The sequence below is a fragment of the Streptomyces sp. ISL-94 genome (assembly GCF_018614075.1).
Lineage (GTDB): Bacteria > Actinomycetota > Actinomycetes > Streptomycetales > Streptomycetaceae > Streptomyces.
Genome location: NZ_JAGGOZ010000077.1, coordinates 16,114 through 30,247, shown reverse-complemented (window position 1 = coordinate 30,247; position 14,134 = coordinate 16,114). Strand labels below are relative to the sequence as shown.

Annotated in this window: 11 protein-coding genes; 1 reads left to right on the top strand and 10 read right to left on the bottom strand. The window is 70.3% G+C overall.

What is annotated here, in order from left to right; all coding sequences use genetic code 11:
- The 10 genes from J7E94_RS23400 to J7E94_RS23355 all read right to left on the bottom strand — a co-directional run bounded on the left by J7E94_RS23400 (window position 1) and on the right by J7E94_RS23355 (window position 13,156).
- Window positions 1-1,485, bottom strand: coding sequence for an AlkA N-terminal domain-containing protein (locus J7E94_RS23400; protein ID WP_215018566.1), 1,485 nt, complete (start codon window positions 1,483-1,485; stop codon window positions 1-3).
- Between the two features lie 466 nt (window positions 1,486-1,951).
- The gene (pssA, locus tag J7E94_RS23395; RefSeq protein ID WP_374224490.1) at window positions 1,952-2,734 is read right to left on the bottom strand and encodes a CDP-diacylglycerol--serine O-phosphatidyltransferase; all 783 of its coding nucleotides are present in this window, start codon (window positions 2,732-2,734) and stop codon (window positions 1,952-1,954) included.
- Between the two features lie 64 nt (window positions 2,735-2,798).
- Window positions 2,799-3,455 carry a phosphatidylserine decarboxylase gene (locus tag J7E94_RS23390; protein WP_030010161.1) on the bottom strand — a complete coding sequence of 219 codons (657 nt, stop codon included), beginning with the start codon at window positions 3,453-3,455 and terminating at the stop codon, window positions 2,799-2,801.
- 186 nt (window positions 3,456-3,641) lie between these two features.
- Entirely contained in the window at window positions 3,642-4,847 is a 1,206-nt protein-coding gene (locus tag J7E94_RS23385) for an acyl-CoA dehydrogenase family protein (RefSeq protein ID WP_215018562.1), read from the bottom strand.
- Between the two features lie 2 nt (window positions 4,848-4,849).
- Complete coding sequence (locus J7E94_RS23380; protein ID WP_215018560.1) at window positions 4,850-5,362, bottom strand: MaoC family dehydratase; 513 nt, start codon at window positions 5,360-5,362, stop codon at window positions 4,850-4,852.
- Window positions 5,363-5,366: 4 nt separating this feature from the next.
- Window positions 5,367-6,359: a CoA ester lyase gene (locus tag J7E94_RS23375; protein WP_215018558.1), complete on the bottom strand. Its 993-nt coding sequence runs from the start codon at window positions 6,357-6,359 to the stop codon at window positions 5,367-5,369.
- Complete coding sequence (locus J7E94_RS23370) at window positions 6,356-8,443, bottom strand: protein meaA (RefSeq protein WP_215018556.1); 2,088 nt, start codon at window positions 8,441-8,443, stop codon at window positions 6,356-6,358. Before J7E94_RS23370 ends, J7E94_RS23375 begins: the two co-directional genes overlap by 4 nt.
- Before the next feature lie 30 nt (window positions 8,444-8,473).
- Window positions 8,474-9,811, bottom strand: coding sequence for a crotonyl-CoA carboxylase/reductase (gene ccrA / locus J7E94_RS23365; protein ID WP_215018554.1), 1,338 nt, complete (start codon window positions 9,809-9,811; stop codon window positions 8,474-8,476).
- Window positions 9,812-10,201: 390 nt separating this feature from the next.
- A complete protein-coding gene (locus tag J7E94_RS23360; protein WP_215018553.1) occupies window positions 10,202-11,017 on the bottom strand; it encodes a TetR family transcriptional regulator in 816 nt (271 codons plus the stop codon).
- 342 nt (window positions 11,018-11,359) lie between these two features.
- A complete protein-coding gene (locus J7E94_RS23355; protein ID WP_215018551.1) occupies window positions 11,360-13,156 on the bottom strand; it encodes a 3-hydroxyacyl-CoA dehydrogenase family protein in 1,797 nt (598 codons plus the stop codon).
- Window positions 13,157-13,551: 395 nt separating this feature from the next.
- Between J7E94_RS23355 and J7E94_RS23350 the strand changes: the two genes are divergently transcribed.
- Window positions 13,552-14,118, top strand: a complete 567-nt coding sequence (locus J7E94_RS23350; protein WP_215018549.1) for an adenylosuccinate lyase — start codon at window positions 13,552-13,554, stop codon at window positions 14,116-14,118.
- The last annotated feature ends 16 nt before the right edge of the window (window positions 14,119-14,134 follow it).

Below are 14,134 nucleotides of genomic sequence, written 5' to 3'. Positions count from 1 at the left end.
TCAGACGGGCAGGTGGTTGATGGCGTGGTCCTCGGTGGCCCACAGGTACTGCACGGCGTACGCGCGCCAAGGCCGCCAGCCGGCCGCGCGGGCGGTCAGCGCGGAGGGGGCGGAGGGCAGCCCCAGCCCCCGCGCGGACCGCCGTACGCCGAGGTCGGACGGGAGGAACGCGTCGGGGTCGCCGAGCGCCCGCATGGCGATGATCTCGGTGGTCCACGGGCCGAAGCCCGGCAGCGCCGAGAGCTGTGCACGCGCCGCCTCCCAGTCGCTGTCGATGCCGAGCGGCAGCGAGCCGTCGGTGAGGGCCGACACCAGGGTGGTGAGCGTGGCGCGCCGGCTGCGCGGCAGGGCCAGGGCCTCCGGGTCCAGCCCGGCGAGGGCCTGAGGGGAGGGGAAGAGACGGGTCAGCCCGCCCAGCGGGTCCTCGACCGGTTCTCCGTGAGCGGCGACCAGGCGGGCCGCGTGCGTGCGCGCCGCCGCCGTGGACACCTGCTGGCCGAGGACCGCCCGTACGGCGAACTCCTGCGCGTCGACCGTACGGGGAACCCGGCGGCCGGGAGCCTTGTCCACCAAGGGCGCCAGCAGCGGGTCGGAGCGCAGCTGCTCGTCCACGGCCTCGGGGTCGGCGTCCAGGTCGAGCATCCAGCGGCAGCGGCTGATGGCGATGGTGAGGTCGCGCAGGTCGGTCAGGGCGAGGCGGCAGCCGATGTGGTCGGGCTGCGGGGTGAGCGCGACCACGCCGGTGCCGTACGGGAGGCGCAGGGTCCGGCGGTACGCGCCGTCGCGCCACTCCTCGACGCCGGGGACGGCGGTCGCGGCGAGGTGCCCGAAGAGGTTGTCGGGGTTGAGCGGGGCCCGGAACGGCAGCCGGAGGCTGATCGTCCCCGGGATCCGCGGCTGGGCGTCCTTGCGGAGGCCGGCCTTCACGGACCGCTCGCGCAGCTCGGTGGGGGAGAGGGCGAAGACCTCGCGGACGGTGTCGTTGAAGGTGCGGATGGAAGCGAACCCGGAGGCGAAGGCCACATCGCCCATCGGGAGCGCGGAGGTCTCGATGAGCAGCCGGGCGGTCTGCGCACGCTGGGCCCTGGCCAGGGCGAGCGGACCGGCCCCGAGCTCGGCGTTGAGCTGCCGCTCCACCTGGCGGGCGGAGTACCCGAGGCGGGCGGCGAGCCCCGGGACTCCCTCCCGGTCCACGACCCCGTCCTGGATCAGCCGCATCGCGCGTGCGACGGCATCGGCGCGGGCGTTCCACTCGGGGGATCCGGGGCTGGTGTCGGGCCGGCACCGCTTGCAGGCCCGGAACCCGGCCTGCTGGCAGGCGGCGGCGCTGGGCAGGAAGGTCATGTTCTCGACCTTGGGCGGCACGGCGGGGCAGCTGGGCCGGCAGTAGATCCGGGTGGTCAGGACGGCGGTGAAGAACCATCCGTCGAAGCGGGCGTCCTTCGACTGCACGGCTCTGACGCAGCGCTCGGTGTCGGTGTGCATGGCTCCAGGATCGGGGGCGAAGGAGTCGGCGGCTGGCGACTTTCCGACATCAAGCCTAGTCGCCTCCAGCGCGGGCCCGCCGTGTCCCCCTGCGGGGCCGGGGCGCGCGGCGCCGCTCCCGGGGGGCGCCACCCGGCCCCCTGCGCCTCAAACGCGGCGAGGCTGAAAGGCTCAGGGGCTCCGCCCCGGCCCCCTGCGCCTCAAACGCGGGCGAGGCTGAAAGGCCCAGGGGCTCCGCCCCCGGTCCCCCGCGCCTGAAACGCCGGCGCGACTGGATGTGGCTGGACTCCGCTGCCAAGTGCCGCCGAGACTTCGTTGAGCCGCACCCGAATGCGCAGGGCGGGCAAATCCAGCCCCGCCGGCGTTTGAGGCGCGGGGTCTGGGGCGGAGCCCCGGCAGCGGGGCCGCGGCCGCATGCGAGAGGGCCCCGGATGCCATCGGCATCCGGGGCCCTCTCACACAACAGCTAGCGCAGCGTCGCGGCTCGCGCCTCGCGCCGGTTGTGCCGGAACGTGTTCGCACGACGGGTCGTGGCGAACAGCGGAATGGTGGCCGCCAGAGCGATCTGCAGGGCGCAGCCGGTCTGGAGCAGCAGCTGACCGCCCGGGGCGTCGAACGCCCAGGCCGCCAGCAGCCCCATCGCCCCGACGATCCAGCTGAGCATCGCCACCGCGAGGACACCGCGCGGCTTGGGGTACTCGACCCGGCTCACCATCAGCCAGGCCACCCCGATGATCGCCAGCAGCGTCGGGACGAACGGCAGCTCCAGCAGCACGATCGAGACGACCGTCAGCGCGCCGAAGGGGCTCGGCATGCCCTGGAACATGCCGTCCTTCATCGTCACGCAGCTGAATCGCGCGAGTCTGAGCACCACCGCCAGCAGCACCACGATCGCGGCCAGCGCCGACATCTTCTGGTGCGCGTCGACAGCGACCATGCCGTAGACGAGCACGAAGTACGCGGGAGCCAGGCCGAAGCTGATCAGGTCGGACAGGTTGTCCAGCTCCGCACCCATCGGCGAGCTGCGCAGCTTGCGGGCCACGATGCCGTCGAAGAGGTCGAAGACCGCGGCGAGCAGCATCAGTATCACTGCCGTCGCGGCGCTGCTGCGGGCCATGCCCGACTCGCCACTGCCGGTGAGGTGCGGGATGAGGATTCCGGTGGTGGTGAAGTACACCGCCATGAATCCGCACGTCGCGTTGCCGAGGGTGAGGGTGTCCGCTATCGACAGCCGCAGTGACAGCGGCATGTCGTCCTCGGCGGACTCCTCCTCGGCGGACTCCGGAACCCAGCCTGCGGCGGGAGTCTCAGGGTCAGTCACGGTCAATTCGGGTCACCCCCGCGGTGGTGGCCTGACCGACCTCGACCGCGACCTCGACGCCCTCGGGGAGGTAGATGTCGACGCGCGAACCGAAGCGGATCAGACCGATGCGTTCGCCCTGCTCCACCTTGGTGCCGGCCGGCAGGTACGGGACGATGCGGCGGGCGACGGCGCCGGCGATCTGCACCATTTCGATGTCACCGAGCTCGGTGTCGAAGTGCCAGACAACGCGCTCGTTGTTCTCGCTCTCCTTGTTGAACGCCGGGACGAATCCGCCGGGGATGTGCTCCACGGACGTCACCGTGCCCGCGAGGGGCGCGCGGTTGACGTGGACGTTCAGCGGGCTCATGAAGATCGCGACCCGGGTCCGTCCGTCCTTCCACGGCATGATGCTCTGCACCACACCGTCGGCGGGCGAGATGACACGGCCCTGGGCGATCTCACGCTCGGGGTCGCGGAAGAACCACAGCATGCCCGCCGCGAGAGCGGTGGCGGGCACGGCCGCCGCGGCCCAGCGTCCGGACTTGCGGGCCCGGGTGAGGCTGAGCGCCGCGGTGGCGACGGTCGGCAGAAGCCACGGCGATGCTCCGCGCGCGAGGCGTACGCCAAGGAGGCTGTCGCGAGGTGCAGAGGTTTGGCTGTGGGGCATGGATGACCTTCGTAGCGGGTGATTGCCGCGCCGCAAACAGGGGGACGGGACGGCGGCTTTACTGGAATGCTATCGGTTGCGCGCAACAACTGGGCAAGCCAGAAGACGAGTCGATGGCCGTCGGCCAGTGACTGCCAGTGACACTTCTGCGACGAATCCCGGGAGGATCCGCCGCAAAAAGTACTTTCAGCCCTGGAGTCGGTACTCCTCAAGCAGGCGTCGCCCGATGATCATTTTCTGAATCTCGGCGGTACCTTCACCGATCAGCAGCATCGGAGCCTCCCGGTAGAGGCGCTCGATCTCGTACTCCTTCGAGAACCCGTAGCCGCCATGGATACGGAAGGCGTCCTCCACGACCTCCTTGCAGTACTCGGAGGCGAGGTACTTCGCCATCCCTGCTTCGAGGTCGTTTCGTTCCCCGGAGTCCTTTTTGCGTGCTGCGTTGACCATCATCGCATGGGCGGCTTCGACCTTGGTAGCCATTTCGGCCAGCTTGAACTGGATGGCCTGATGCTCGGCGATCGCCTTGCCGAAAGTATGACGTTGCTGGGCATATGAGACACCCAGCTCGAACGCACGCTGAGCGACACCGCAACCACGCGCCGCCACGTTGACGCGGCCGACCTCGACCCCGTCCATCATTTGGTAAAACCCTCGGCCGGTCTCGCCGCCGAGGACGCGATTGGCCGGAATGCGCAGTCCGTCCATGATGAGCTCGGTCGTGTCGACGCCCTTGTAGCCCATCTTGTCGATCTTGCCCGGGATGGTCAGGCCGGGGCGCACCTCGCCGAAGCCCGGCTCCTTCTCCACGAGGAAGGTCGTCATCGACTTGTGGGGCGCGGTGCCCTCGGGGTGTCCTTCGTCACTGCGCACGAGGACCGCGACCAGGGTGGACGTGCCGCCGTTCGTCAGCCACATCTTCTGGCCGTTCAGGACGTACTCGTCGCCGTCCTTCACCGCCTTGGAGGTGATGGCCGACACATCGGAGCCCAGCCCCGGCTCGGACATCGAGAACGCGCCGCGCACCTCGCCCAGGGCCATGCGGGGGAGGAAGTAGTCCTTCTGCTCCTGCGTGCCGTGCTGCTTGAGCATGTACGCCACGATGAAGTGCGTGTTGATGATGCCCGAGACGGACATCCAGCCCCGCGCTATCTCCTCGACGCACAGGGCGTAGGTGAGGAGCGACTCACCCAGGCCGCCGTACTCCTCCGGAATCATGAGGCCGAAGAGGCCGAGTTCCTTGAGGCCGTCGACGATCTGCTGCGGGTACTCGTCGCGGTGCTCGAGCTCGGTCGCGACCGGGATGATCTCCTTGTCGACGAACTCGCGGACGGTCTTGAGGATCTCCCGCTGGACGTCGTTCAGCCCGGCGGTCTGGGCGAGTCGGGCCATGGCTACTTCCCCTGTTCCTTCAGCTGCGGGCGGCCGGGCTGCTCGCCGCCGCGCTCCTTGATGTACGTCTCGGTCGGGACCATCACCTTGCGCCGGAAGACGCAGACGAGGGTGCCGTCCTGCTTGTAGCCCTTGGTCTCGACGTAGACGATCCCGCGGTCGTTCTTCGACTTCGACGGGGTCTTGTCGAGGACCGTGGTCTCGCCGTAGAGCGTGTCGCCGTGGAAGGTCGGGGCCACGTGCCGCAGGGACTCGATCTCCAGGTTGGCGATGGCCTTCCCGGAGACGTCGGGGACCGACATGCCCAGCAGCAGGGAGTAGATGTAGTTGCCCACCACGACGTTCTTGCCGAAGTCGGTGGTGTTCTCGGCGTAGTTGCTGTCCATGTGGAGCGGGTGGTGGTTCATGGTCAGCAGACAGAAGAGGTGGTCGTCGTACTCGGTGACCGTCTTTCCGGGCCAGTGCTTGTAGACCGCCCCGACCTCGAACTCTTCGTACGTGCGTCCGAACTGCATGGCCCTACGCCTCCGCCGTCTTCTCGATCGAGGGGTGTTCGAACTTGGTGGTGCGCTGCATGCCCGCGGCGCGGCCCTTGCCGGAGATGACCAGGGCCATCTTGCGGCTGGCCTCGTCGATCATCTCGTCGCCGAGCATTGCCGAGCCCTTCTTGCCGCCGGCCTCGGAGGTGCACCAGTCGTAGGCGTCCAGGATCAGCTCGGCGTGGTCGTAGTCCTCCTGCGAGGGAGAGAAGACCTCGTTCGCGGCGTCGACCTGGCCGGGGTGCAGCACCCACTTGCCGTCGAAGCCGAGGGCGGCGGCGCGGCCCGCGACCTCGCGGTAGCCGTCCACGTTCTTGATCTGGAGGAAGGGCCCGTCGATCGCCTGGAGGTCGTGCATACGGGCCGCCATCAGGATCCGCATCAGGATGTAGTGGTAGGCGTCCGCGCCGTAGCCGGGCGGCTGCATGCCCACGACCAGGGACTTCATGTTGATGGAGGCCATGAAGTCGGCCGGGCCGAAGATGATGGTCTCCAGCCGCGAGGAGGCGCCCGCGATCTCGTCGACGTTCACCAGGCCCTTGGCGTTCTCGATCTGCGCCTCGATGCCGATCTTGCCGACCTCGAAGCCCATGGTCTTCTCGATCTGGGTCAGGAGCAGGTCGAGGGCGACGACCTGCTGGGCGTCCTGGACCTTCGGCAGCATGATGCAGTCGAGGTTCTGGCCGGCCCCCTCGACGACCGTGATCACATCGCGGTACGTCCAGTGGGTGGTCCAGTCGTTGACGCGCACGACCCGGGTCTTGCCCGTCCAGTCACCGTTGTTCAGCGCGTCCACGATGGTGTGGCGGGCGCCTTCCTTGGCGAGCGGCGCGCAGGCGTCCTCCAGGTCCAGGAAGACCTGGTCGGCCGGCAGGCCCTGCGCCTTCTCCAGGAACCGGGGGTTGGAGCCCGGCACCGCGAGGCAGGAGCGGCGCGGCCGGAGCCGGTTGACCGGGGAAGAGGGCGTGGTCATGCGGGAACCTCCGTGCTTTCAACGACGTCAGCGTTGTCGGCGCTGTTGATGGGATCGAGCTTGTTGGCCTTGCGGATCTCGTCGACGATACGGCCGATGATCTCCGTGATGCCGAAGTCCTTGGGGGTGAACACGGCGGCCACGCCGGCCGCCTTGAGTGTCACCGCGTCGGCATTCGGAATGATGCCGCCCACGATGACGGGGATGTCGCCCGCCCCCGCCAGGCGCAGGCGTTCCAGCACGTCGGGGACGAGCGCGCTGTGCGAACCGGACAGGATGGACAGTCCCACGCAGTGCACGTCCTCGGCCAGCGCCGCCGAGGAGATCTCCTCGGGCGTCAGCCGGATGCCCTGGTAGACCACCTCGAAGCCGGCGTCGCGGGCGCGGACGGCGATCTGCTCCGCGCCGTTGGAGTGCCCGTCCAGGCCCGGCTTGCCGACCAGCAGCCGCAGCCGGCCCGAGCCGAGCTCGTCGGCCGTACGGGCCACCTTCTCGCGGACCTCGTGCATCGGCGTACCGGGCTCGGCGGTGACCGCCACCGGCGCCGAGGAGACCCCGGTCGGGGCGCGGAACTCGCCGAACACCTCGCGCAGCGCGCTCGACCACTCGCCGGTGGTGACGCCCGCCCGGGCGCACTCCAGGGTGGCCTCCATCAGGTTCTCGGTGCCGGCGGCGGCCTCCTTGAGGCGCTCCAGAGCCTGCTGGGTGGTGGGGAAGACGAAGGGATCGCCGTTCCCCTGCCGGTCCGAGGACTCCTGCCGCTCGGCCCGCCAGCGGCCGATGCGCTCGACGGTGAGCGCCTCCACCGCCGGGTCCACCGTCATGATGGCGCCGTCCAGGTCGGAGGTGAGCGGGTTCTCCTCCGTCTGCTGGAAGCAGTTCACGCCGACGATCTTGTCCTCGCCGGCCTCGATCCGGGCGCGGCGCTCGGCGTGCGAGGAAACCAGCTGGGACTTCAGGTACCCGGACTCGACGGCGGCCATCGCCCCGCCCATCTCCTGGATCCGGCCGATCTCGGCCAGGCAGTCGGCGACCAGGGAGTCGACTTTGGCCTCGATGACGTGGGATCCGGCGAAGATGTCCTCGTACTCCAGCAGGTCGCTCTCGTGCGCCAGGACCTGCTGGATGCGCAGCGACCACTGCTGGTCCCAGGGCCGGGGCAGGCCCAGCGCCTCGTTCCAGGCCGGCAGCTGGACCGCGCGGGCCCGGGCGTCCTTGGAGAGGGTGACCGCCAGCATCTCCAGCACGATGCGCTGGACGTTGTTCTCCGGCTGCGCCTCGGTCAGACCCAGGGAGTTGACCTGGACGCCGTAGCGGAAGCGGCGCTGCTTTTCGTTCTCGATGCCGTAGCGCTCGCGGGTGACCTGGTCCCAGATGCGGCCGAAGGCGCGCATCTTGCACATCTCCTCGATGAAGCGGACGCCCGCGTTCACGAAGAAGGAGATACGGGCGACCACCTCGCCGAAGCGCTCCTCGGGCACCTGGCCCGAGTCGCGCACCGAGTCCAGGACGGCGATCGCCGTGGACATCGCGTACGAGATCTCCTGGACCGGGGTGGCCCCGGCCTCCTGCAGGTGGTAGCTGCAGATGTTGATCGGGTTCCACTTCGGGATGTGGTTGACCGTGTACGCGATCATGTCCGTCGTCAGGCGGAGGGACGGCCCGGGCGGGAAGACGTGCGTCCCGCGCGAGAGGTACTCCTTGACGATGTCGTTCTGGGTGGTGCCCTGGAGCTGGGAGACGTCCGCCCCCTGCTCCTCGGCGGCCACCTGGTAGAGCGCCAGCAGCCACATGGCGGTGGCGTTGATCGTCATCGAGGTGTTCATCTGCTCCAGCGGTATGTCCTGGAACAGCCGCCGCATGTCGCCCAGATGGGAGACCGGGACCCCGACCCGGCCCACCTCGCCGCGGGCGAGGATGTGGTCGGGGTCGTAGCCGGTCTGCGTCGGCAGGTCGAACGCGACCGACAGGCCGGTCTGGCCCTTGGCGAGGTTGCGGCGGTACAACTCGTTGGACGCCTCGGCCGTGGAGTGGCCGGCGTACGTCCGCATGAGCCACGGACGGTCCTTCTGGCGCTCTGTCATCTCAGGCTGTCCCTTTGGCCTCTGGGCTTCTCAGACGTTGCGGAAGCGGTTGATGGCCTCGAGGTGCGTCGCACGCAGCTCGTGGTCGCGGACGCCCAGGCCCTCCTCGGGGGCCAGCGCCAGGACGCCGACCTTGCCCTGGTGGAGGTTGCGGTGGACGTCGTAGGCGGCCTGGCCGGTCTCCTCCAGGGAGTAGACCTTCGACAGGGTGGGGTGGATCTTGCCCTTCGAGATCAGGCGGTTGGCCTCCCATGCCTCGCGGTAGTTCGCGAAGTGCGAGCCGATGATCCGCTTGAGCGACATCCACAGGTAGCGGTTGTCGTACTCGTGCATGTAGCCCGAGGTCGAGGCGCAGGTGGTGATGGTGCCGCCCTTGCGGGTGACGTAGACGCTCGCGCCGAAGGTCTCGCGGCCCGGGTGCTCGAAGACGATGTCGATGTCCTCGCCGCCGGTCAGCTCGCGGATGCGCTTGCCGAAGCGCTTCCACTCCTTCGGGTCCTGGGTGTGCTCGTCCTTCCAGAACTTGTAGCCCTCGGCGTTGCGGTCGATGACCGCGGTGGCGCCCATCGCGCGGCAGATGTCCGCCTTCTCGGGGCTGGAGACCACGCAGATGGGGTTGGCGCCGCCGGCCAGGGCGAACTGGGTGGCGTAGGAGCCGAGGCCGCCGCTGGCGCCCCAGATCAGGACGTTGTCGCCCTGCTTCATGCCGGCGCCGTTGCGCGAGACCAGCTGGCGGTAGGCGGTGGAGTTCACCAGGCCGGGGGAGGCGGCCTCCTCCCAGCTCAGGTGGTCGGGCTTCGGCATCAGCTGGTTCGACTTGACGAGCGCGATCTCCGCCAGGCCGCCGAAGTTGGTCTCGAAGCCCCAGATGCGCTGCTCGGGGTCGAGCATCGTGTCGTTGTGGCCGTCGGAGGACTCCAGCTCGACCGAGAGGCAGTGCGCGACGACCTCGTCGCCGGGCTTCCAGGCGTTGACGCCGGGGCCGGTGCGCAGCACGACGCCCGCGAGGTCGGAGCCGATGATGTGGTACGGAAGGTCGTGGCGCTTGGTGAGCTCCGACAGGCGCCCGTAGCGCTCAAGGAAGCTGAAGGTGGACACCGGCTCGAAGATCGAGGTCCACACGGAGTTGTAGTTGACCGAGGAGGCCATGACGGCCACCAGGGCCTCGCCCGGGCCGAGTTCCGGCACCGGGACCTGGTCCAGGTGCAGGGACTTGCGCGGGTCCTTCTCGCGGGTGGTGAGCCCGGCGAACATCTCCGCCTCGTCCTTGTGCACGGTGATCGCGCGGTACGAGTCGGGGAGCGGCAGGGCCGCGAAGTCGGCGGCCGTAGCGGCCTGCGACTGGATCGCGTCCAGGATGTCCTTCACGGTAGAGCCTCCGGCTAGCGCTGATGAGGGTGCGCTGAGGGATACGCAGGTGCGTGGAACGGGTGGTGGGTGCCGTCGGTCCGGCGAGTGTGGTGCGGGCGCGCCTGTGGTGGGGCGTGCGGGGCCTGGTGACGCAGGCATCCGGGGCGCGGTCTGCACCGTGTGGGTGTGGACCGCGGGGACGTCCGGACGAGATTCAACGTATGGCACCCCGTGTCACTCGACAAGGCACCGCGTGCCAAAACTTTCTCTCATTTGCCTATTGACCTGCGCAGATGAGCGATGATCGATCAAAGTTACCCGCGAGTAGGGGCAAGTCGGGCATAAGAAAAGGCCGCCCCGGTCTCCGGGGCGGCCTGTGTGAGGAGGGTCGCGCGTGTTGCTTTTCGACTACTTGTTGCGCAGTGCTTCTTCGATGGTCCGCATGACCTCGTCCAGCGGGGCGTCCGTACGGGCCACCGCCACCAGCACCTCGCCCTCCGTGCGGACCGCCGCCCGGGCGGCCGGCGCGGCCGTGTTCAGGGTGCGGCCCGCGCCGATGCCCGTACCGAAGGTCTTGCGGACGATCGAGAAGGCGTGGTCCAGCTGCGCCTCCACGTCCCCCTGGCCGCCCGCCCGCAGCCAGCGCCGCAGCACGTGGTTGTGGGCGGTCACCACCGCCGAGGCGGCCACCTCGGCCAGCAGCGGATCGTCGTTGCCGTCGTGGTGGTCGGTCTCGTCGAAGTGGGCCAGCAGGTAGCGGGTGAACAGCCGCTCGTACCGGGCCACCGAGGCGATCTCCCGCTCCCGCAGCGCCGGCACCTCGCGGGTCAGCCGGTAGCGCTCCACCGACACCGCCGGCGAGGCGGCGTACATCTTCATGACTTCCTTGATCCCCCGGCACACCGTGTCGAGCGGGTGCTCGTGCGCCGGGGCCACGTCCAGGACGGCCTCGGCGCGGGTCAGGGTGTCGTCGTGGTCGGGGAAGATCGCCTCTTCCTTGGACCGGAAGTGCCGGAAGAAGGTCCGGCGCGCCACCCCGGCGGTCGCGGCGATCTCGTCGACCGTCGTCGCCTCGTACCCCTTGGTCGCGAACAGCTCCATGGCGGCCGCGGCGAGCTCGCGGCGCATCTTGAGCCGCTGAGCGGCAGCCCGGGTGCCGGCCGCGCTCTCCGGGGCGTCGGCGGCCGAGGAGGCGCGGGGCGAGGTCTTGGCGGGCTGGGACATAGAGCGAAAGTACTTCATTCGCGCGGGTGAGCGCGCCTGAGGGGGGTGGGACGGGGAGGGATGCGGGGGAGGGCAGGCACTGGGCACACAGTGCTCGTCGGGAGGGTTTGCCCGCCGTGAGGGTCCGGCGGGCCCGAGGAGCCCTCCCCACGCATCCGGCTCTTGGCCCGGCCGGGGGTCAGGGGGGGTCCGGCCGATCATGGCCGGGCCCGGGTCGGTCGGCGCCGCGCCTGGCCGCGTTGTCGTCGGTCGTCGATGCTCCGCATCGACTCCCTCCTCCGCCTTGCCATCCACGGCGCCGGCCGACCCGGGCTGATCCGGCCCTGATCGGCCGGACCCCCCCTACCGGCGGGCGTGCTCACGGAATCCGCGGCCGGTCTTCCGGCCCAGGCAGCCCGCCGCCACCAGGTGCTCCAGCAGCGGGGACGGGGCCAGGCCCGGGTCGCGGAACTCCTTGTGGAGGACCTTCTCGATGGCCAGCGAGACATCGAGGCCGACCACGTCGAGGAGCTCGAAGGGCCCCATCGGGTAGCCGCCGCCCAGCTTCATCGCCGCGTCGATCTGGTCGAGGCTCGCGTAGTGCTGCTCGACCATCTTGATCGCGTTGTTCAGGTACGGGAACAGCAGCGCGTTCACGATGAAGCCGGCCCGGTCCCCGCAGTCCACCGGGTGCTTGCGCACCTTGACGCAGATCTCGCGGACCGTGGCGTGCACATCGTCGGCCGTGAGGACCGTGCGGACCACCTCGACCAGCTTCATCGCCGGGGCCGGGTTGAAGAAGTGCATGCCGATCACGTCCTGCGGACGCGAGGTCACGCGGGCCACTGCGATCACCGGCAGCGAGGAGGTGGTCGTCGCCAGCACGGCGCCCGGCTTGCAGACCTTGTCCAGAGCCGCGAACAGCTCCTGCTTCACGGCCAGGTCCTCGGCCACCGCCTCCACGGCCAGGTCCACCTCGGCGAAGGCGTCCAGCGAACCGGCCGGGGTGATCAGGTCCAGCGTCCGCGTCGCGGCCTCGTCCGTCAGCCGGCCCTTGGCCACCGCACGGCCGAGGGACTTGCCGATCGCGGCCTTCGCCGCCTCCGCCTTCTCGTGGCTGCGGGCGGCCAGCACCACCGCGAAGCCGGCCTGCGCGAAGACCTGCGCGATGCCGCTCGCCATCGTGCCCGAGCCGGCCACGCCGACCGAGGTGACGGGGCGGCCCGCGCCGAGCAGGGCCCCGTCCGGCGGGGTCTGCAGGTCGCGGACGATCACCGAGCTGCCCGGGGCCTCGTACGTGTAGAAGCCGCGCCCGGACTTCTGCCCGGTCAGCCCGGCCTCGGCGAGCTGACCGAGGATCGGGGCCGGGGCGTGCAGCCGGTCGCCGGAGGAGGTGTACATGGCCTCCAGGACGGTGCGGGCGGTGTCCACGCCGATCAGGTCGAGCAGCGCGAGCGGGCCCATGGGCAGGCCGCAGCCGAGCCGCATCGCCGCGTCGATGTCCTCGCGGGAGGCGTACTTGGCCTCGTACATGGCGGCGGCCTGGTTGAGGTAGCCGAAGAGCAGGCCGTCGGCGACGAAGCCGGGCCGGTCGCCGACCGAGACGGGCTCCTTGCCGAGCTCGCGGGCCAGTGCGGTGACCGCCTCGACGGCCGACGGGGCGGTCAGGACGCAGGAGACGACCTCGACCAGCTTCATCGCCGGAGCCGGGTTGAAGAAGTGCAGGCCCAGCACGCGCTCCGGGCGCTGGGACTCCGCGGCCATACGGGTCACCGACAGGGCGTTGGTGCCGGTGGCCAGGATCGTGTCGGGGCGGACGATCGCGTCCAGCTCGCGGAACACCTGCTGCTTGAGCTCGTACGACTCTGGCACGACCTCGATGACGAGGTCGGCCTCGGCGGCGGCGCCCAGATCCGAGTAGGTACGGAAGCGGGCGAGCACGTCCGCCCGCTCCTGCTCGGTGAGGCGCTCCCGGGTGACGGAGCGGGCGGTGGCGGCGGCGAGGGAGGCCGCGGCCCGGCGGGCGGCGGCCTGGCTGACGTCGATGCCGATGACCTCGCGGCCGGCCCGGGCGAGGACCTCGGCGATGCCGGTGCCCATCGTGCCGAGGCCGACGACGGCGATGGTCTGGAGGGTGGGGTGACTGGACGGACGGTCCATCGAGGGACTCCAGTGGAAGAGGGTGACGACTGGGGACGCGCGGCGCACAGCGCGCGTAATGCCGTACGGAAGAGCCGTGCGGAACGCACGGAGGGCGTACCGGGGCGTAGGGGGCCGTACGAAGCGGTACGGCCCCGTACGGAGCCGTACGGAGAGAGCCCGGAGGCGAAGAGCCCGGCGGGCGAAGCGGCGTAACCCTGTCCCGGGGTCACGCCGTGCGGGGCGGTGCAGAACCGACTGGCACGAGGCGGCTGCGTCACCAGGCCGTCCTCGTGCGTGTTACCAGGACAGTAACTCGCCGGTAACTGTCGCGCCAGAGTGCGGAGATGTGACCTGTACTGCCCAAATGTATCGATCATCGATCATCGATCAACGGCCTCCCCTAGGGTGGCCGTGTGAACGACGTGCTGGAGCGACTGCGGGCGGAAGCCGCGGGTTCGCCGGAGTGTGCGGAGTACGAGGTCCTCCTCGCGGCGGACCCCGATGCCCTGGCGGCCTCCCTGACCTCGGCCGGCCTGCCCCTGTGGGCCCGGGAACTGGCCGCCTACCGCCTGGGGCTGGCGGGCGACCGCCGCGCCTTCGAGTCCCTGGTGCTGCTGCTCAACCACCGCGACCCGCCGCGCTGCGCGGCCGCCGCCGAGGCGCTGGCCGCGCTCGGCGACCCCCGCACCGCCCGCGCGGCCGCGGCCCTCGCCACCAACGGCCTGCGCACGGCCTACGCCCTCCAGCCGGTCCGGCTGCTCACCGCCCTGCGCGCCCCGGAATCGGCCCCCGCGCTGATGGCGACGCTGTCCCGGCTGCTGTCCCCGCACGACCCGTACTGGCGGGTCGCCCTGGCCTGCGTCGAGGGCCTCGGCGCCCTCGGCGACCCCCGGGCCCGCGAGCTCCTCACCCGCGCCCAGGCCCACCCGCGCCTGGCGGTGGCGGCGACGGCCGCGCTGCGCGGTCTCCCGGCCGACTAGTGCTGTGACCGGAAAG

Bases quoted from the DNA above. Each gene is read 5' to 3' on its own strand.
- J7E94_RS23360 (WP_215018553.1), bottom strand. From the start codon at position 11,017: ATGTCCCAGCCCGCCAAGACCTCGCCCCGCGCCTCCTCGGCCGCCGAC.
- J7E94_RS23385 (WP_215018562.1), bottom strand. From the start codon at position 4,847: ATGGCCCGACTCGCCCAGACCGCCGGGCTGAACGACGTCCAGCGGGAG.
- J7E94_RS23370 (WP_215018556.1), bottom strand. From the start codon at position 8,443: ATGACAGAGCGCCAGAAGGACCGTCCGTGGCTCATGCGGACGTACGCC.
- J7E94_RS23390 (WP_030010161.1), bottom strand. From the start codon at position 3,455: ATGCCCCACAGCCAAACCTCTGCACCTCGCGACAGCCTCCTTGGCGTA.
- J7E94_RS23375 (WP_215018558.1), bottom strand. From the start codon at position 6,359: ATGACCACGCCCTCTTCCCCGGTCAACCGGCTCCGGCCGCGCCGCTCC.
- J7E94_RS23355 (WP_215018551.1), bottom strand. From the start codon at position 13,156: ATGGACCGTCCGTCCAGTCACCCCACCCTCCAGACCATCGCCGTCGTC.
- J7E94_RS23380 (WP_215018560.1), bottom strand. From the start codon at position 5,362: ATGCAGTTCGGACGCACGTACGAAGAGTTCGAGGTCGGGGCGGTCTAC.
- pssA (WP_374224490.1), bottom strand. From the start codon at position 2,734: ATGCCGCTGTCACTGCGGCTGTCGATAGCGGACACCCTCACCCTCGGC.
- J7E94_RS23400 (WP_215018566.1), bottom strand. From the start codon at position 1,485: ATGCACACCGACACCGAGCGCTGCGTCAGAGCCGTGCAGTCGAAGGAC.